The 19,564-nt window shown below is 47.1% G+C and carries 18 protein-coding genes; 14 read left to right on the forward strand and 4 right to left on the reverse strand.

Annotated elements, in window-relative coordinates; genetic code table 11:
• Positions 1–209: 209 nt before the first annotated feature.
• A complete protein-coding gene (nrdG, locus tag CRO25_RS15020) occupies positions 210–719 on the reverse strand; it encodes an anaerobic ribonucleoside-triphosphate reductase activating protein (RefSeq protein ID WP_079695551.1) in 510 nt (169 codons plus the stop codon).
• Positions 716–2,677: an anaerobic ribonucleoside triphosphate reductase gene (locus CRO25_RS15025; RefSeq protein ID WP_079695552.1), complete on the reverse strand. Its 1,962-nt coding sequence runs from the start codon at positions 2,675–2,677 to the stop codon at positions 716–718. Before CRO25_RS15025 ends, nrdG begins: the two co-directional genes overlap by 4 nt.
• 374 nt (positions 2,678–3,051) lie before the next feature.
• On the opposite strand from CRO25_RS15025, the gene CRO25_RS15030 reads away from it, so the two are divergent.
• Positions 3,052–4,689, forward strand: a complete 1,638-nt coding sequence (locus CRO25_RS15030) for a histidine kinase dimerization/phospho-acceptor domain-containing protein (protein ID WP_063567217.1) — start codon at positions 3,052–3,054, stop codon at positions 4,687–4,689.
• A 47-nt stretch (positions 4,690–4,736) separates the two neighbouring features.
• On the opposite strand, the gene CRO25_RS15035 is transcribed toward CRO25_RS15030, so the two are convergent.
• Positions 4,737–5,750 (reverse strand): LacI family DNA-binding transcriptional regulator, encoded by a 1,014-nt coding sequence (locus CRO25_RS15035; RefSeq protein WP_063567218.1) that lies wholly within the window; start codon positions 5,748–5,750, stop codon positions 4,737–4,739.
• A 300-nt stretch (positions 5,751–6,050) separates the two neighbouring features.
• Here CRO25_RS15035 and CRO25_RS15040 point away from each other — a divergent pair, with 300 nt between their 5' ends.
• Both CRO25_RS15040 and CRO25_RS15045 read left to right on the forward strand, forming a co-directional pair.
• Complete coding sequence (locus CRO25_RS15040; protein ID WP_097115774.1) at positions 6,051–7,697, forward strand: cellulase family glycosylhydrolase; 1,647 nt, start codon at positions 6,051–6,053, stop codon at positions 7,695–7,697.
• A 203-nt stretch (positions 7,698–7,900) separates the two neighbouring features.
• Positions 7,901–8,839, forward strand: a complete 939-nt coding sequence (locus tag CRO25_RS15045; protein WP_063567219.1) for an aldo/keto reductase family protein — start codon at positions 7,901–7,903, stop codon at positions 8,837–8,839.
• Positions 8,840–8,970: 131 nt separating this feature from the next.
• Here the strand turns inward: CRO25_RS15045 and CRO25_RS15050 are convergent, their stop codons facing one another.
• A complete protein-coding gene (locus CRO25_RS15050; RefSeq protein ID WP_063567220.1) occupies positions 8,971–10,098 on the reverse strand; it encodes a diguanylate cyclase in 1,128 nt (375 codons plus the stop codon).
• Between the two features lie 275 nt (positions 10,099–10,373).
• On the opposite strand from CRO25_RS15050, the gene CRO25_RS15055 reads away from it, so the two are divergent.
• The 11 genes from CRO25_RS15055 to CRO25_RS15105 all read left to right on the forward strand — a co-directional run bounded on the left by CRO25_RS15055 (position 10,374) and on the right by CRO25_RS15105 (position 19,530).
• Positions 10,374–10,769 carry a Fur family transcriptional regulator gene (locus CRO25_RS15055; RefSeq protein ID WP_063567221.1) on the forward strand — a complete coding sequence of 132 codons (396 nt, stop codon included), beginning with the start codon at positions 10,374–10,376 and terminating at the stop codon, positions 10,767–10,769.
• Positions 10,745–11,551: a winged-helix domain-containing protein gene (locus CRO25_RS15060; protein ID WP_063567222.1), complete on the forward strand. Its 807-nt coding sequence runs from the start codon at positions 10,745–10,747 to the stop codon at positions 11,549–11,551. Before CRO25_RS15055 ends, CRO25_RS15060 begins: the two co-directional genes overlap by 25 nt.
• Positions 11,552–11,866: 315 nt before the next feature.
• Positions 11,867–13,330, forward strand: coding sequence for a catalase (locus CRO25_RS15065; RefSeq protein WP_063567223.1), 1,464 nt, complete (start codon positions 11,867–11,869; stop codon positions 13,328–13,330).
• Positions 13,331–13,577: 247 nt separating this feature from the next.
• Positions 13,578–13,994: a BlaI/MecI/CopY family transcriptional regulator gene (locus CRO25_RS15070; RefSeq protein WP_063567224.1), complete on the forward strand. Its 417-nt coding sequence runs from the start codon at positions 13,578–13,580 to the stop codon at positions 13,992–13,994.
• Between the two features lies 1 nt (position 13,995).
• Entirely contained in the window at positions 13,996–14,856 is an 861-nt protein-coding gene (locus tag CRO25_RS15075; RefSeq protein ID WP_079695553.1) for a M56 family metallopeptidase, read from the forward strand.
• A gap of 40 nt (positions 14,857–14,896) precedes the next feature.
• Positions 14,897–15,307: a DoxX family protein gene (locus CRO25_RS15080; RefSeq protein WP_053782771.1), complete on the forward strand. Its 411-nt coding sequence runs from the start codon at positions 14,897–14,899 to the stop codon at positions 15,305–15,307.
• A 225-nt stretch (positions 15,308–15,532) separates the two neighbouring features.
• Positions 15,533–16,234, forward strand: coding sequence for a pirin family protein (locus CRO25_RS15085; protein ID WP_063567227.1), 702 nt, complete (start codon positions 15,533–15,535; stop codon positions 16,232–16,234).
• 48 nt (positions 16,235–16,282) lie between these two features.
• Complete coding sequence (locus CRO25_RS15090) at positions 16,283–16,618, forward strand: hypothetical protein (RefSeq protein WP_063567228.1); 336 nt, start codon at positions 16,283–16,285, stop codon at positions 16,616–16,618.
• A gap of 241 nt (positions 16,619–16,859) precedes the next feature.
• Positions 16,860–17,813: an ABC transporter permease gene (locus CRO25_RS15095; RefSeq protein WP_079695554.1), complete on the forward strand. Its 954-nt coding sequence runs from the start codon at positions 16,860–16,862 to the stop codon at positions 17,811–17,813.
• Entirely contained in the window at positions 17,810–18,778 is a 969-nt protein-coding gene (locus CRO25_RS15100) for an iron chelate uptake ABC transporter family permease subunit (RefSeq protein WP_269453530.1), read from the forward strand. The genes CRO25_RS15095 and CRO25_RS15100 overlap by 4 nt, the downstream gene beginning before the upstream one ends.
• Complete coding sequence (locus tag CRO25_RS15105; protein WP_079695555.1) at positions 18,772–19,530, forward strand: ABC transporter ATP-binding protein; 759 nt, start codon at positions 18,772–18,774, stop codon at positions 19,528–19,530. Before CRO25_RS15100 ends, CRO25_RS15105 begins: the two co-directional genes overlap by 7 nt.
• Positions 19,531–19,564 lie beyond the last annotated feature (34 nt).

Consider the following 19,564-nt stretch of genomic DNA (forward strand, 5'->3'; position numbering starts at 1 on the left):
ATAGATTGTATCATGATGCAATCGTCTTATACTTGCTCTTATGCTACCAATCATAGACGATAACCTAAGGGCTTGCAACATATATCATTAATCCGATCGGAAATAAAACAGTACTCTATGAATCCTAGATATATTGGCAGATTTGACTCCTTAAAATGAACCATATCATCGCCCACGCTGTGCTTGATCCCCCTCAAATAAAACAATCGTTACCATGCATCTAACTGCATGGTAACGATTGTCTGGCCAGCCATTGTTGCACCCACATTAACGATGCGCTGATTACGACTGCCACGAAAAGGAAGAGACACATCACGTTCAGCTGCGATATAAGGCCCGTCGATAATGACGTCGCATAGCCGGGATAACTCCGCCCGTGACGGGTCTGTAATCAATTCCTCATACACAAACCCCGTGTATGCCCATACAGTCAGATCAGGTCGTGCAGCCCGAAGCTGCCGAACCCAGGAGGCGCATTCTGCCGCAGAGAAAAAAGGATCACCTCCGCATAACGTTACCCCTTCCAGCAAGGGATGAGAGGTTACCTCATGCAAAATCTGCTGCTGCCGCTCCTCCGTTAATGGTTCGCCTGCACGGAAGCTCCATGAGCTGGGGCTAAAGCAGCCCGGACAGGCATGGCGGCATCCGCTGATGAACAACACGGCACGCAGGCCAGGCCCCTCATTCACCGATTCCGGAATGTAACCATACAGATTCAACGATGCTTCACCCGGTCTCTCACTTCGGCCTGCTTCGCCCCATTGAAGCGCACTTTATAGTCACCGGTCAGATATCCCGTCACCCGGCGCAGCCGCTGGAAATGCACGTGGGTTTCATGAGCCTCACATCCGGGACATACATCTCCAATAACGCCCTCATAGCCACAGGACGGACAGCGGTCAATCGGATGATTAATGGAGAAATACCCGATGTCCTGGGCCAGCGCGTATTGCACGATTCGTTGGAAAGCGGCGGTATTGGCCCTTACGTTCCCGTCGAGTTCGACATAAGAGATCGCTCCGGCATTACATAGGGAGTGGAAGGGAGCTTCCAATTCAATCTTGCGATAGGCAGGAAGGGAATGATAGACCGGAATGTGAAATGAATTGGTGTAGTATTCCCGGTCATTGACCCCCGCGATGCTGCCGTATCGCTCACGATCAATCTTGGTGAATTTGCCGGACAGTCCCTCGGCGGGCGTAGCGAACAAGGTGATGTTCAGGTTATGCTGCTCACTCATCAGGTCACAGAACTCTCTCATCGTACGAATGATATTCAAGGCTTCACGATGTACATGGAGATCTTGTCCATGGTGACGGCCATATAGAGCGGTCATACATTCAGCAAGTCCGATAAAACCAAGGGATAACGTACCATGTTTCAACAGGTCAGCCACTGGTTCATTTGGAGCCAATTGTTCACCGCCTTCCCATACTCCTTCCCGCATCATGAAGTCCGATGCTTTGGCAGGCTGATTCGTCTGAATTCGATACCGGTGCAGCAGTCCATCCGTAGCATTGTGCATGACGGATTCCAGCGCCGTATAGAAGCCAGCCCGGTCAGCGATGGCTCTTGCTCCCTGGCAGATCCCATATCGAATGCCGAGCTTGACCAGATTGATGGTGTTAAAGGACAGATTGCCTTTGCCGCTCTGACGATTGCGTCCGAAGCGATCAGCCAGTGTGCGTGTCCGGCATCCCATCGTCGCAATGATCGTATCGGGATCTTCCGGTTGATAATAGGGCAGGTTGAAGGAAGCATCCACATTGACAAAGTTCGGATACATGCGCCGTGAGGAGCAGGTCACAGCAAGCCGGAACAAGTCGTAATTCGGATCTCCCTCAGATTGATTAATTCCTTGCTTGCACTGGAAAATATGTTGTGGGAACACGGGCGTTTCTCCGTTACCCAGTCCCCGAATGGTCGCTTCCAGCAACGACCGGGACACGAGCCGACCTTCGGCTGAAGTGCACAGCCCGTAGTTCAGCGAAGTGAACGGAATCTGTCCCCCAGCACGACTGCTCATGGTGTTCAAATTATGGATCAGAGATTCGGCAGCCTGTTCGGTCTCCAGTTCCGTTTCTTCACAGGCAAAGGCAAAGGCTCGAGGACACTTCTCCTTTGCTTCATCGCTATCCAGATGCAGTTGCTCATCCTCAATTGGGGCAATCTCCCCAAACAGCCGTTGCCCCTTCCGATAATGCTTACGGAACGAACGCTTCACATAAGGTGCGAGATCCCAGTCGATTTTATTGGCGGATACACCGCCGTACTGGCTGTTTTGCTGGGATTGAAAAATAATGGCCACCAGTGCCATGGCAGACATGATTGTCTGTGGTGTACGAACTGAACCGTTGCCGGTATTGAATCCGGAGGCCAGCAGTCGGTCAAACGGAATAAAGATACAGTTGGTCGTTCCAAGGGCATACTGATCCAGATCGTGTACATACAGATCGCCGTTCTCCACAGCTAGAGCGAGCTCCTTAGGCAACACATGACGCAGAGCATGCCACTTGGCGGTCTCCGAACCGAGCCTGCTCATCTTGCCGCTGAACGAGTCTCCGTTCAGATTGGCATTCTCCCTCAGCGTATCGGCATCTTCAGCACCAATAATTCGTCTTCCCAGGTCAGATAGAAGATCAGATGCCGGTGGAGAGGCATACTCAAGCATGTTCATATCAGTTCCTCCTAAATAATGAAATTGAAATTGTATAGGGATAATGTCCATTCATTGAACACTACATGTAGAGTTTCTTTATCCATTTATAAACTATATATTGTTATTTAGGTGTGATAATGATCACATGGGAGAGGCTGATCGACTGTCATGATTTATAGCCCTGAATGATAAATGTTTTCAAAGCTGGAGGGTAAGCGTATAATTTCTATTTACCGTGCAAGTTCAGTTGACGATGCTTGAAAAAAGGATAGAAAACTTCATATATGAATAGTTTGTGACAGCTGTTTTGGAACATTTGATCCCTCGTTAATCGATTGAATCATACTGTGGGATACGGATTTGAAGTGCAGCTAAAACAAGAGGGGTGAATCATGGGAACGTTAGGCATTACAAGGGGCTTCTATGAAAATATACAGGAAGCCGCATCCCATATTGTAGATGTATTAAGCGGTATATTAAAGGTGAACACCATTTTCGTTGCCACGAATGATGGCGTGACGAATGTTATTATGGAAGCTTTTAACCGCGAGGAAGAGTTGATCGCCAAAGGTAGTGAACTTCCATTTGAAGCGTCATATTGCAGCCTGGTCTTAAGAGATAAGGGCAGCAGTCTGATCATCACGGATACATGTGAACATCCCCTTACGAAATCAATGGACGTAACAAGCGGACTGGGCAATCGTTTCTTTGTGGGGATTCCCATTATGCGGAGATCCGGGGAAACGTTCGGCACGATCTGTCTGATGGATGACCCTGATTATGTGATCAGTGAAACGGATATGAAAACACTGCAAGCCATGGCCGTTTTTCTCGGATATGTTGTGGATCTGGAAGATACGCTGCAAGTCCAGGAACAGAAGCTGAGTGATTCGGAGCAACTACAAGAGCAGTTGCAGGCAGAGAAGGAACGTGCGGAGTCTGAGGCAATGACCAAGACGCAGATGCTGTCGCTGATGAGCCACGAAATACGTAATCCGCTGAACGGCATTCTGGGATTAACGGATCTGATGCGTACACCAGATATGTCGGACGAGCAGGCAGAATATGTGAATATGATTGAAACCAGCGGTAACATTCTGCTCTCCCTGCTGAATAATATGATGAGTTTTAACGTCAATGACGCAGGCAAAACGGTTGTACACGATGATCCATTTGATCTGGTAGCCACGATTGAGAATACCGTTTATCTCTATGCGGGACTGGCGCTGAGCAAGAACATTGAGCTGGGATTGAACCTTGATCTGAATGTGTCCCAGGTTTTTGTCGGGGATGAGATCAAGATCGGGCAACTATTGGCCCATGTCATTCAGTATGCTCTAGATTCAACACGGACAGGTTCGGTATTGGTTACGGCAACCGTAGCCGGTGGAGATGCAGAGGAGGCAGGTACGCTTCAACTCCATGTGAAGTACACCGGACGTATGTTGTCTTCGGACAATAAGCTTAGATCATTTAACAATTTGGATGGAAATATAAGTACACAGAAGCTGGTAGGAACCAATCTCGGTTTGGCGGTCAGCCAGAATCTTGCCATCCTAATGAACGGTCGTATTCAGGTGCATGGCATGGGAGACAAGGAGACAGAATTCGAGATCTGCCTGCCGCTCCGCAGACATTGGGAACTGCCTCAGCTTGCCAATATTCAGCATCGACTGAAGGGCAAAAAGGTGCTGCTTGCCAAGGACCCTGACATTCTGCAAGGGGCCTCTTCCCTGATGCGCAGATGGGAGATGGATGTGCATATGACCTCAGTTACCACCGAAGCGTACGACTGGATTCAGGAGGGCTTTAAGCCTGATGTGGCCGTTGTGGATATGGGACTGTTGGAGGGCGGTGCTGTGGATTTTGTACACAAGCTGAAGCGCTTGGTTACAGATTCACCGGTCATTGTTCTGATCCCGTATGGCATGCATATCGATCCACATGAAGCGGAAGTCTTCGATGCGGTCCTGACCAAGCCGGTGAAGCAGGCTGATTTGTTGAATGCGTTAAGCATCATTGTGCATTAAGAATATGTGAACATATATTAAACTGGCGCACCTGTTACGGGTGCGCTTTATGTTGTTATTTTGAAGGAAGAGGAAGCTCGAACAAGCAGCTCCGAGTCGACTTTAAATACACGTTTGTCCTGAAAGTCATTTGTATTCATCGTATCAATCATCTTCTCCATAAGAATGGCCCCCATCGTATACTTGGGCTGGTTCACCGAACTTAGCGTAGGATGAATGTATTTGCTGATTCGATTGTTGTCCACACCTACGATAGCCAATTGCTCAGGGATGCGTATCCCGTATTCCATACATGCTTTGTATACACCTAGCGCCATTTCATCATTAGCCGCATATACAGCGGAGAAGGACAGGCCTTTGTTAAACAGTCTTTTGATGGCCTCGTACCCACCTTCCTCATTGAAGTTCCCATTCTCGATCAGTTCGGGACGGAACGGAATCTGATGATTGCGCAGGGCCTTCAAATAACCTTCTAGCCGTTCATAGCTGTCAATTGCTTCAGGATAACCGTTTAAGAAAACGATATTTCGATGTCCGGCCTCAACGAGATGCTGAACAACTTCCTGGGAGAATTTTACGTTGTCTGTATATATACACGGGATCTGATCATGTTCGATATATTTGCCAACGATGCCAATGCGATACCCCTTATCCGCAAGCTGGAATAATTCCTCATCCGCCAGCATGGGCGTGATAATGATGACACCGTCAATGGTTCGATCCAGCAGCAAATTAAGATAATCGACTTCTCTCTCTTTCAGGTTATGAGCATCACATATAATGACCTTGTAATGGCGGGCATAGGCGATGTTCTCAATGCCTTTAATAATTTCGGCATAATAGGAGTTGTTAATATCGGGAACGATTACGCCAATTGTCATGGTTCTCTGTGAACGAAGATTCTTGGCTGCTGCGTTGGGGTGATATCCCAATTGCTCGATGGCGCGCATCACCTTATCTTTGGTCTTGGTGCTTACTTTGCTGTGCTGATTAATGACCCGCGATACGGTTGCCGGGGACACACCTGCAATGGCAGCTACATCAATGATTTTGACATCCATATTCTTCACAACTCCAAATAAGTGATTGACAATTAATTCAAATTCATTATAATTCCAATTGAAAACGATTACAAGTTATAACCGATTGAAACAATAATTGGGATAGTAAAGGAATAAAGGGTTTAATATTCAATAAAATGTAATCGATTTCACTAACTCCAATTGTGATAAATAGCGGACATCCATGGATTGTCCCCCTCGTATACCCGCTGTTTATATAGCATTACCGTTACCTGTCGTGAGTGCTGCATCCTGGTTCAGTCATACCTCAAGATATGACCATTTAAGGGAGGCGTCAACATGTTGAAGAAGAGCACTATTATGCTATTGTGCAGCTGTCTGCTGCTGGGACTGCTGGCTTCGGCCGTAGGTTCACCGAAGGCCAGTGCGGCTTTTGGATCAGGGGATTTCCTGAAGGCTAACGGAACGGTTGTCCGCAATAGTTCGGGTACAGGCAACGTGGTAAATCTGCGTGGAACAAATTTGGGTGGTTGGCTGCTGCAGGAAGAATGGATGACGCCCTCCGGGGCGGTAGATGAATACACGCTGCGTCGCACGTTGACGAATCGTTTTGGGGAATCGGGTGCACAGAGCCTGATCAATGGATATCAGGACAACTGGATTCAGGCTGGTGATCTGGATAACATCAAGAACTGGGGCATGAACGTTGTGCGTGTGCCGATCTATTGGGAGGATTTTATGAACACCAGCGGTGTCATGAAGCCTGATTCGGTTACGTTCCGCAAACTGGATTGGCTGATTGATGAAGCGGGCAAACGGAACCTGTATGTCATTCTCGATCTGCACGGTGCACCGGGAGCCGCCTGTCCATGGCATTCCTGCGGTCAGGAGAATTCCAACCAACTGTGGACCAATTCTACATACCAGAACTGGACTATTCAGATCTGGGAACGGATGGCGACACGTTACAAAGGTAATCCAACTGTTGCCGCGTACGACCTGCTCAATGAACCTCTGGTAACCATGGGAACGGGTGAAAATGCAGCTCAAATCAAGCAAAAGATGGATTTCTATGACCGGATGTACAAAGCCGTCCGTGCCAAGGATGCCGATCACATGATCATCATCGCAGCATTCTTCGACTGGTGGGCAGCTTCACCACCAACGACTTATGGCTGGACGAATGTGATGTATCAGACGCACCATTATCAATTCACGGATTATAACAACTGGGATCTGACCAATTCGGAGATGGATCGCTGGCTGAAGGATATGGCGTCCTATCAGAAGAATTGGAACGTTCCGGTGTTAGCGGGCGAGTTCTCGTTTGGTCAGGATGATCTGACCGAGAAGTGGCTGTCTGGTCTGAATGCACTGAATGCTTCATGGACGAACTGGAGTTATAAGGTCAAAGGCGGCGGAACTTGGGGCTATTACAATAACAACAACAACCCGGCACCGAACCTGAATACGGACAGCGCGGCAACAATTGCTTCAAAATGGAGCAAGTTCACAACGGCGAACTTTGCCTCTAATACTTCGTTCCAGAATGTGGTCAAAAAACATACGGGAACGGCTCCTTTTACAGAGACATGGTCTAGCCTGAAAGCCAATGCCAACGGCACATTTGTTAGCGCAGAGAATGGCGGTGCAGATGCACTGGTAGCCAATCGGGATACTGCCGGACATTGGGAGCGGTTCAAAATCATCCAGAATTCGGATGGTACGGTATCCTTCCTGTCGATGAGCAACATCAAATATGTGCAAGCAGATCTGAATAATGGCGGGCGTTTGATCGCCTCGGCCACGTACCCATCCACATGGGAGAAGTTTACCCGTGAAGATCTGGCTGGGGGATTGGTGGCCTTCAAATCCGTGGCGAACGGTAAATATGTCAGTGCGGACCTGAATAACGGAGGCGTGCTGTCTGCCAATCGTAACGCTGTGGGCGGAGCATGGGAACAATTTAACGTAACAGCTAACTAAGATTAACTAGTACCCATTCATTAAATGTGGTGACTGGGTAATATTTGACGCGTGTCGTGGCTCCGCTCTTTTAGCGGAGCTTTTCATATTCATCCCTATCTATTTCCCAAATTCTTCTCCAAAGCCCTTTTAATCCGAGCCGAATACGATACAATAGAAAGGGAACTTCATCATTAATCAGTTTAGAGGAGGATGTGCATTCAATGGAATACCGTAGATTAGGTGGAAGCGGACTGAAAGTAAGCGAGATTAGCCTGGGTAGCTGGCTGACATACGGAGGATATGTGGAACGTGAAAACGCGGTGAAATCAATTGAAGCCGCATTCGATGAAGGCATCAACTTTTTCGATACAGCCAATGTGTACGAGCGGGGTGCAGCAGAAGAACTGCTGGGGCAGACGTTGAAAGCGTATTCCCGCGATTCCTATGTCCTTGCAACCAAGGTTTTTGGCAAAATGGGTGACGGTCCAAATGACCAAGGGTTATCACGTAAACATATTAAGGAACAATGCGAAGCCAGCTTGCAACGGCTAGGTGTTGATTATGTAGACATATATTATTGCCATCGCTATCATACCGAAACACCGATTGAAGAGACACTGCGAGCACTTGACGATCTGGTGCGTCAGGGCAAGGTGCTCTACGTAGGTGTTAGTCAATGGACCGCGGCACAGATGGAAGCTGCGCTGGGTACCGCTGACCGCCTGTTGCTGGATCATATCGTGGTGAACCAGCCGGTATACAACATGTTTGACCGTTACATCGAAAGTGAAATCATCCCTTTGGGTGAGCGCAAAGGTATTGGACAAGTCGTCTACTCCCCGCTTGCACAAGGATTGTTGACCGGGAAATACACTTCGGTGTCCGATATTCCCGAGAACAGCCGGGCAGCGAAGCTGGGATGGGATGAAGGGAAAATTAATGCTGACCGGATTGGCAAGGTTCGCCAGTTGATTGAAGTGGCGGACAAGCTGGACTTGAAGGTTGGTCAATTGGCTCTGGCGTGGATTCTGCGTCAAAATAACGTGTCCAGTGCGCTTGTAGGGGCAAGTCGCCCTGAGCAGGTGAAAGAGAACGCTGCCGCTTCCGGTGTGAAGCTGGATGCTGCCATCGTTGAAGAAATCGAACAAATCTTAGCTTAAGGCGAACTCAACCTCACAGGTTGCTTTTTACCCGTACGCGAGTTGATTCGAATGCTGCAAAGTGGTGAGATAAGAAAGGGATGTCCTGCTAGCCTGATAGGCTAGCAGGACATCCCTTTCTTGGTTTGAGATTAGAATGGGCTTTGGCCGACGGAGAGCGACCTGGAACGCAGCGGAATGGCACATACGCGGTTCCTGCCCGTATTCTTGGCTTCATATAATGCACGGTCTGCCTGTTCAAAGAAATCGTTATCATCCCGGTCGTCGCAGTGATCCGGAAAAACTGCGACCCCTATGGAGATGGTCAGTCGGATCGTATTGCCATCAGGCAGCGCAAAATGGTACTTCTCGACCGATTGTCTGATGGACTCGGCAATGGCCATGGCTTGGTGATGACCACAATCAAGCAGCAAAATAGCGAATTCCTCGCCTCCGTTTCGAGAGACGATATCCGCTGAGCGGGCATGCTCAATGAGCAATTGTCCAAGTTGTTTCAGGACCGCATCACCTGAAGTATGACCGAAAGTGTCATTTACTTTTTTGAAACGATCGATGTCGATGACCAGCAGGGATAGTTTTTGCTTGTACTCACGAGCCCGTTCCAGTTCCAACTCAAGTGATTTCTCAAATTGTCTGCGATTACTGAGATTGGTAAGATGGTCGGTGGTTGCTTTTCGTTCGAGCAGGAACAACATCTCATTCGATTTATTAATGAATTCTGCGATGAAATAAATAAAGATTCCACCGACAAAAGAAATGGTCATCTGTAAAGGATATACTTTCATTAATGAGTTCATGCTGGTTGTATTCAGCATCAGGATCACAAAGATCAGCGTCATACCCAGCAGGTTCATGGTAATAATTTTGGTTAATCTCGACCAGGGAGCATAGGCAAAATATACACCGGATAGTCCGATAATCGTCATGACGAATGCTGCATCGATGGCAGCGGATGACATTCCAAACATGACAATACGCAGGATGGAAATGACAAGTCCCGAGATGACCGAAGCCAGTCCTCCTAAATATACGGCTGCTGTGACGATAGCCAAATGACGCAAATCCACAATGGTAGTTTCATTTAAAGGAAAGGAATAATTCATCAGTACCGTTCCATAGATCCCGAACAGCAGACCACCGATCATCTGAACACGCATCGAGGGAAAGGGCACGCGGATACGATAGAATTTGGCTATGATTCCGGACACATACATGAACGTGATCATGACACAGAGATTGACGAAAAACGTGCTTAGCAACAAGCATCCCCCCTTTAGCGCACATTACTATATTTTAGCTGAAAAGCAGTATAGTAGCGAACCATATTATCCCAAATGAGAGCAACGGATGCTTAGAAGAGGCTTGGCTATAAGTATTCATGAATAAAATAGTCGGATATTGACTTCATTATGCAATGAGATTTATACTTAATCTAAATCAAAATTGATTTTAATGTTTCAGGGAATCATAGCAATCAGTAGATTGCTGTGTCATCTTATATACTATTGAATGGGTTAATAAAGGAGAATTGCTGGTGAGAACTCTAAATCTGACGATACAGCGTCAAGCCGTTTACGATGTAGTCCGTCATTCCGAAGACCATCCAACGGCAGCAGAAGTGATGAACCGTCTGGTGGAGCAAGGTTATAATTTGGCTTATGGTACGGTATATAATTCACTCCGATATTTAACGGATAAAGAATTGATTCGAGAGCTCAAGTTAGGCGAGACGGCCAGTCGTTATGATGCCCGCATGGACGATCATCAACATATTATGTGTGAAGTATGTGGCAAGGTGGATGAAGTCATGACGGAGGTTCCTCCGCAATGGATGAAGCAAGTCGCGGAGGAAACCGGGTATGCGATTGATCACGCTCATGTGGTCTTTGGAGGTGTCTGCGCGGAATGCAGAAACAAACGGGTCAAGTAAAAATCAACCTGTCCGGTCGTCGTTTGCCGCTCCGGGTCAAGCCTGCCCTTGCGGATCCAACTCCCCTTGTGGATAATTGCCCGGTTACGAGACGGGTCATTCTGATTAGTCCTATGCCAGGGCAAGTACATGAGCTGGTTAAGGCACTTACGGATAGCTGCTTCGATGTGCTGGTGTTCCACCGCTGGGAGCCTGATTTGCATGAACGGCTTGTATTTGATCTGTTGATCTATGACCTGTCTGTTGCTGGAACCATTGATGCTTTTGCCGGTATCAGCAGCCGATTGAATCGTGAAGCGGAACATGCAACACCCTGTCTGTATCTGGTGGGGGAGAAGATGATTGGCAGTGCCAGTGGCCCGATGCTTCAGGAGGAATTACTGGTCTGGCCGGCCCGTCCGCAGGAAGCGTTGTATCGTGTGCAACGCATGATCGGCAATAGTCCTGCAGCACCGAAACGCGGATTTCTACCTCAGGAAGGCCAACGCATTGGTTTCAAGGATCTATGGCTGGATCGTGAGCGGATGAGCGTGCACCGGAACAATGACCGCATTCACCTGACCAAGACAGAGTATGATCTGCTGCTGAAGCTGATTGATGCCAAAGGTGCAGTGATTTCCCGTGAGGAGATGCTCAGCGATATTTGGGAGACTGATTTTACGGGTGGAAGCAATGTGGTGGATGTTCATATCAAAAGCTTGCGCAAAAAACTTGGCGATAACGCGGCTTCGCCTCAATATATAGTAACGGTAAGAGGAGTGGGCTACCGCCTGGCGGATTAGTCCGCTTTTTTTTGTGTGGACACATTGCGCTGTTCATGTCACTCGTATGCGGGTATATCCACTAGAGAGAGTAGATCAAGCAATCGGAATGGATCAATGCTCATCTTACTCCAAGTTGATGTTCATATTTCATTCATGAAACGAACAAGAAACTCATCTTAATCTCATACGAACCTCATGCAAGGGGCGAGTGGGACATGTTAGAATCAATTTAACATTTAGATCAAGTCTAAATGTATATTTAAAGCGATGGCGAATATGATTTTAATAGAGTATATACAGCAGGCATGAGACTAACATGAGGAGGATAACGATATGACAGAACGCATGACAACCAATCAGGGCGCACCCGTAGGTGACAACCAAAACTCCCGTACCGCAGGAAGAAGAGGTCCCACATTACTTGAGGATTATCATCTTCTTGAGAAGATCGCACACTTTGACCGTGAACGTATTCCGGAACGGGTCGTTCATGCAAGAGGTGCTGGCGCACATGGCGTGTTTACGCTGGAGAAGAGCATGAAGGCTTATACGACAGCCGATTTCTTACAAGACCCGGGCACAGAGACGGATGTACTGGTGCGGTTCTCCACGGTAATTCACGGTACGGGTTCACCGGAGACAGCGCGTGATCCACGTGGTTTTGCCGTGAAGTTCTACACGCGTGAAGGGAACTATGATATTGTGGGTAACCATTTGCCCGTCTTTTTCATCCGTGATGCCATGAAGTTCCCGGATATGGTTCATTCCCTGAAGCCTGCGCCGGATACGAATATCCAGGACCCTGCACGCTACTGGGACTTCATGACACTGTCACCGGAGTCGACTCATATGATGACTTGGTTGTTTTCCGATCTGGGTACGCCAGCAAGTTACCGTGAAATGGATGGATTCGGCGTACACGCCTTCAAATGGATTAATGCTCAAGGGCAAGTCCATTATGTCAAATACAAGTGGGAATCGGCTCAAGGCGTGCGAGGATTCTCACGTCAAGAGGCAGCTGAGGTACAAGGACAGGATTTCAACCATGCCACCCGGGATTTACACGATCATATCAAAAACGGTCAATACCCGCAGTGGAAGCTGCAGGTACAGTTGTTGAAGCCGGAGCAGATGGATGATTTCGCCTTCGATCCGCTTGACCCAACCAAGACTTGGCCGGAAGATGTACTACCGTTCCAGACGATCGGAACCATGACATTGAACCGTAATCCACAAAACTTCTTCGCAGAAGTGGAGCAAGCAGCCTTTTCACCAAGCGCTTTGGTGCCTGGAATTGAGCCTTCCGAAGATAAATTGCTGCAAGGTCGTCTGTTCTCTTATCCGGATACACAGCGCCACCGGCTCGGACCGAACTATTTGCAGATTCCGGTGAACTGCCCTTATGCTCCAGTTCGCAATCATCAGCGTGATGGATTGATGAATGTGAGTCAGGACCCGTCCCCGGTAAATTATGAACCGAACAGCTCGGGCAACAGCCCGGAAGAAGCACCGGAATACCGTGACAGCCAGGTTCCGTTAGAGGGTCATGTTACGCGCGAGAAAATTGAGAAGACCGATAACTATACTCAGTCAGGGGAGTTGTTCCGTTCATTCACGGCGGTGGAGCAGCAACATTTGCTCGATAACCTGATCAATGACCTGAAGGCAGTACCGGAACAGACCCAGCTTCGTGCTTTATGCCATTTCTTCCAGGCAGATGGACAGCTCGGTGGTCGTTTGGCTCATGGACTTGGTGTGGATATCTCCGCATTTATGCCCTCACAGGATCGCAATTAAATAAAGCACTGATTTCATCATTATTTCAGAAATGAATAATCGATTTATGAATTAGACCGGGCAGGACTGCAGAATAGCAGACCTGCCCGGTCTTTAGGCTTTTTTCAGCTATAAACCGAACTTGTGCATCAAAATGATGTTCTGAAATGGAAAACATATTTACAAATCATTTACAATAAATAGCTGACATAGAGGTTGACTTCTCGTTTGTTGGCACTACAATGAGTAGTGTGAGGGGTGTCTGAACATGAGAATACACAATTTTAAAGTGGGTGAGCGTGGGCTGAACCGGTTTTTCGGTCCGCTGGAGGCGAAGATTATGGACATTTTATGGGCGCGTCCAGGCAGCAGCATTCGCGAAGTACAAACCGCACTAGAAAAAGATAAAGACGTTAATTTCAATACAGTCATGACGGTGATGAATCGCCTCGTGGACAAGGAGCTGCTCCACAAGTCGCAGAAGGGCCGAACGTCACTGTACCATCCGGTACAGAGCAGGGAGGAGTTTATGAACGACCAATCCAAGGAATTGTCACATGAGTTGGTGGATGAATTCGGGGCACTTGCTGTGAATCACATGCTGGATGCGCTGGATGAAGCAGATGCAGGGCTGATTGAGCGGCTGGAGCAGAAGATTAAGCAATGGAAAAAGGATAGCGATTGACATGTGGAAGGCCCGCTCGAAGCTGTTGTTTACCGTCGGGTTTGGCATTCCGTTATTCGTGTTCATGCAGATGTTCATGTACGCGATGTACAAAATATTTGGTTGGGACATTCCGTTTAATCTGCTCTGGCTATGTAATCACTGGATGAGTAGGCTGGGTTGGTTATCCATGGGGCATGTTCTTATGGCACTGGTGCTCCTGACGTTTGCCGGTACAGGCTGGCTGCTGTTCGATCGCATGATCAAGACAAGTGCAGCGGTACGGAAGCTTCGGTCGTTGGAAGACGGGGGCATGTCTCGTAAACTTGAGGCGCGGTACCGTCAACTGAAACAACCTCGATTCATTGTGGTGGACAAGCCGTCACCGGTTGCATTTACGATTGGTCTGTGGAAACCCTGTATAGTGCTTTCCACAGGGCTGCTCACGATGCTGGATGCTGAAGAAGAAAGAGCAGTTGTGTACCATGAGGTGCATCATCTGTGGCATCGTGATCCACTCAAGACGACATTGCTTTCGGTATTTGCCGTCATGATGCCTTATATTCCGGTGTTGAAGCATACTTCAAAACATTACAATATCATTCGAGAAATTCTGGCTGACAATGAAGCGATTGAACGTACGGGGAACGCCGCGGGCATTGGCAGTGCATTGCTCAAACTGATCCGGGCTTGCCCTGAACCTTGGAGGATTAGAGAGACAGCTATTCAATCGTCTTTTGCCGATACTTCGGTGAATGTACGTATTTCCCGTCTATTAGACCCGGAACAGGATGTTACGCTGACGCTTCCCCGCTATGCGGTATTCATTTCTGCCACAGTGATCCTGCTGCTGTCTGTCTTGTTTGTTTGGTCAATTGGTTGAAATTTAACGTTGAACTTAAACTCCAAGGAGGAAGATGAATATGAATAGAAGTGTGGAGATTGGGTTATTTTTCTCAAGGATCATGATTGGTCTCATCTTTGTATTACATGGTTGGAGCAAATTCGAAGGTGGAATTAGCGGTACAGTCGGTTTCTTTGAAAGTATCGGCATTCCTGGTTTTCTGGCATCGGTTGTGGCGATCATTGAATTGGTGGGTGGTGCAGCCATGATTCTGGGGTTAGGAACACGTGTATTTGCTGCATTGTTCATCGTAGTTATGGGTGGGGTTCTGCTTACTGCCAAAGTAGGGCAGCCGTTCATGAGTGGTACCGAGTTTGATTACCTGCTGCTGGCGGGTTCATTGACACTACTCTTCACAGGCAGCCGTTTCCTGGCGGTGGATCATTTCTTCTCTAGACAAGGGAACACTCGACAGAATGTGAGTGCATAACGGGTATATCACCATCGAGTAGGGATGGACTAACAATTTCATTCAAGCAGGTATATCCTGTATAGAAGCCTTTTCTCGCTAGTTCGGAATACGCGTAATTATACGTGTGAACCATTCGAACCGGGAAAAGGCTTTTTGTTTTGGACGACAAGCCCATCGATTTGGTACAATGAGAATAAGTATGCTACTAAGAAAAAATAAGAGAACATATAGGAGGATGTCTTTATGATTAACGTCATTCCATCCGATTCCCGTTCCAGCTTCGACCGGGGCTGGCTGCGCGGCAATCACAGCTTTTCCTTTGGTGAATACCAGGACCCGGAGAATACTGCGTTTGGACCCATGCGGGTAGCTAACGATGATGTAATTGCCCCGGGTCGTGGTTTCGGGGCACACCCGCATAGTGATATGGAGATTGTGTCCATCGTGCTGAACGGGAAGTTGCGTCATGAAGATAACCTGGGCAATGTGGCTGTTACATCATTTGGTGGAATTCAGCGCATGTCAGCAGGCAGTGGCATGATCCATACCGAACACAATGCCTCCGATTCTGAAGAAGTGCGTATATTACAGCTTTGGTTCATGCCACATACGAAAGGGCTTGAGCCGTCTTATGAGACAACTTCTTTTGATCCAGACGCACTCGCGGGAGCACTCGTACCCGTGGTATCCCCTGAAGGTGGGGCGCGTATCGCATCCATTCAACAGGATATGACCATCTATCTTGGCCGATTGGCTGCAGGTCAGACTTTAACATATGAACAGGCTGCAGATCGCCGCATGTACATTTTTGCCATTGAAGGAAAGCTTGGCTTGAACGGAGAGTATCAGCTAAATGAAGGGGATACGGCTCGTGTGGAACAGACGACATCCATGAACCTGGATGCAAGCGAGGACGCTTTCTATATGTTGATCGATCTGCCCTAGATTACCGAAATGGATTGAAACTCCAAGATCAAAGGAGGAATTACGTTTATGACGCAGCAGGAATGGTTCATGGTTAAGCATGCAGTGACAGGGCGAGGGTTAGTGAACAGCAAAACAGATTCGATGTCCTATCGCTATCAAAGAGAAGGCACTGGGTTTGTTTTTACCGTTACGGGTCTGGAACAACAGGTGGTAGATAGCATTATGGAGCTTAGACAGGAGCTCAATGTGTTTCGATTTGTACAGCGTAAAGATCAGCCCTTGGTGAAGCACTGGTACTACGTTCAGGGAGACCGGGTGCAGTATGATGGAGAAAGCCATACATTGACGATATATGCGGAATCTGAGATCCGCTATGTTCCTGAAGATTATTTTGCCGACTAACTGAATCATTAAAAAGGCCTTCCAATTGGAAGGCCTTTTTCCTTATATACAATTAAACTTGAATTATATGTGTTTCAGGTTGTTTCATGAAATTTAGAAAAAGAGAAGCAGAGGAAGGTTGACATGAAGAAATTAATATCGATATAATTACTCTAATTGATAATGAGTATCAATATCAAATCGAACTAAGTAGAGCAGCTACAAGTGTTTTACGGCTATTGGTGAGGGGATTAGTAGAGAGATGAAGTTAGGCTATATGTTGATCGTGCTGGCTTTTTTGTCTATCGTATACCTGTTTATTGGCAATTCAGACATTTCGCCCATGGATATATTTCATTTGACCCCAGTCCAGCTTCAGGTGTTACAAGTCAGTCGTTTTCCCCGTCTAATCAGCATCCTTGTCGCAGGTATCAGTATGAGTGTCATTGGACTGATCATGCAGCAGCTGACACGCAACCGATTTGTTTCTCCGACAACGGCCGGAACAGTGGACTCAGCCCGGTTAGGTATCCTTGTTACTTTGATGTGGTTTCCCGGTGCTTCTCCACTGCAAAAAATGTTGGTCGCTTTTGCCTTCGCACTGGCTGGAACGCTAATTTTTATGCGGATACTGGAGAAAGTCAAATTCAAGGATACGATATACATTGCTCTCCTTGGTTTGATGTTTGGCAATATTGTAAGTTCAGTCACGACCTTTTTTGCTTACAAAAACGATTTGATCCAGAACATGTCGTCCTGGCTGCAAGGTGACTTCTCCACGATTATGAAGGGACGCTATGAACTGATTTATATCAGTATTCCGCTGCTTATTATCGTATATCTGTTCGCTAATCGCTTTACACTTGCGGGCATGGGTGAAGATTTCTCAACCAACCTTGGACTGGCTTATCGTAAAGTGGTTAATCTCGGACTGATTCTGGTTGCTATGGTTTCAGCCGTCGTCATTATTACGGTAGGTACAATCCCGTTTCTGGGTCTTGTAGTACCGAATATTGTGACGTTGTATAAGGGTGACAACTTGCGGGATACATTGCCTTATACGGCAGTGCTCGGTGCAATTTTTGTTCTGGTCTGCGATATTTTGGGTCAATTGATTATTTATCCTTATCAGCTCTCCATCAGTTTGACTGTGGGAGTTGTAGGTAGCGTGCTATTTCTGTATTTATTGCTTCGAAGAAAGGCTTATGAATCATGAGAATGAAGTATACGGCGAATACCTGGAAGTTTGGCATTTTGATTGCAGCGGCAGTGTTGTTAATTGGTGTATTTCTGGTCATTCAATCCGGGGGCAACTGGGATTATATTCTGCCTCGCAGAGGGAAAAAGATTCTTGCCATTGTGCTCACAGGTGCCTGCATCGCGTACTCCACTGCCATTTTCCAAACGATAACCAACAACCGAATTCTTACACCTGGCATTATGGGGCTCGACTCCCTGTATATGTTGTTTCAGACCTTTGCCGTATTTGTGTTTGGGAGCACGCATATCAGCTTTGTGAACAAAAATCTTAACTTTGCGGTATCTGTTCTGTTAATGAGTCTGTTTGCTCTACTCCTGCATCAGTTCATGTTCCGTAGAGAACGGGGGCGCAATATCTATTTGCTGCTGCTTGTTGGCCTTATTCTGGGTACGCTGTTTCAAAGCATGTCCTCCTTCATGGAGGTGCTGATTGATCCCAATGAGTTCCTTGTGCTGCAGGGTAAGATGTTTGCGAGTTTTAACAATGTGAATACGGATTTGCTAATCATCTCAATGGTGGCCATTATTTTGATCCTGCTGTATGCACAGAGGTTTACCAAATATCTCGACGTACTGTCCCTCGGCAAAGATCACGCGGTTAATCTTGGCGTGGACTATCAATATATCGTGAAAAGGTTGCTGCTGGTTGTGATGGTTCTGGTGTCGATCTCCACAGCGCTGGTCGGCCCAATCATGTTCCTGGGACTGCTGGTCGTGAATCTGGCGCATCAGATATTCCGATCACATCGTCATAAAGTGCTGATCTGGGGTTCAGTCATTATAGCCGTGGTTTCATTGGTCGGTGGACAGCTCATTGTAGAGCGAGTATTTACTTTTGCCACTACAGTAAGTGTCATTATCAATTTTGTAGGCGGTGTGTACTTCATCTATTTACTGCTAAAGGAGAATAAGTCGTGGTAGAAGTCAGAAATGTAACCAAACAATACGGCGGCGTCCGGGTAGTGGATGACGTATCACTGAATATTGCCAAAGGGAAAATCACTTCATTTATTGGTCCCAATGGTGCAGGCAAAAGCACACTGTTATCCATGATCACGAGGCTAATCAGCAAGGATACAGGACAAGTCCTGATCGAAGGGCAAGAGATTGAAGGCTGGAAGAACAAGGATCTGTCCAAAAAAATATCAGTTCTCAAACAATTCAATCACATAAATATCAGGTTGACGGTGGAGGATTTGGTTGCTTTTGGCCGTTTTCCTTATTCACAAGGAAGACTTACAGCAGAGGATCGGCAGTGGATTCAGGAAGCCATCGATTATATGGAGCTGGCTCCATTCCGCAAAAAGTATTTGGATGAGCTAAGTGGTGGACAGCGACAGCGGGCTTACATTGCCATGGTTATCGCGCAGAATACCGAGTATATTCTCCTCGATGAACCCTTGAATAATTTGGACATGAAACATTCGGTGCAGATTATGAAGGTGCTTCGCAAAATGGTGGATGAATTGGGCAAGACCATTGTTATTGTCATTCATGACATCAATTTTGCCTCCTGTTATTCAGACTATATCGTTGCACTCAAAGATGGTCGTGTCGTGCAGGAAGGTAAGACGGAAGACATCATTAATACAGATGTATTGCAGAAAGTCTATGACATGCACATCCCTGTGCAATGGATTGATGGGCGTAAGATTTGTGTGTATTTTGCTTGAAAAAGTTAAACCAATATAGAGAGAGCGAGAGGTG

The organism is Paenibacillus sp. RU5M (genome assembly GCF_900221055.1).
Taxonomy (GTDB): Bacteria; Bacillota; Bacilli; order Paenibacillales; family Paenibacillaceae; genus Paenibacillus; species Paenibacillus marchantiae.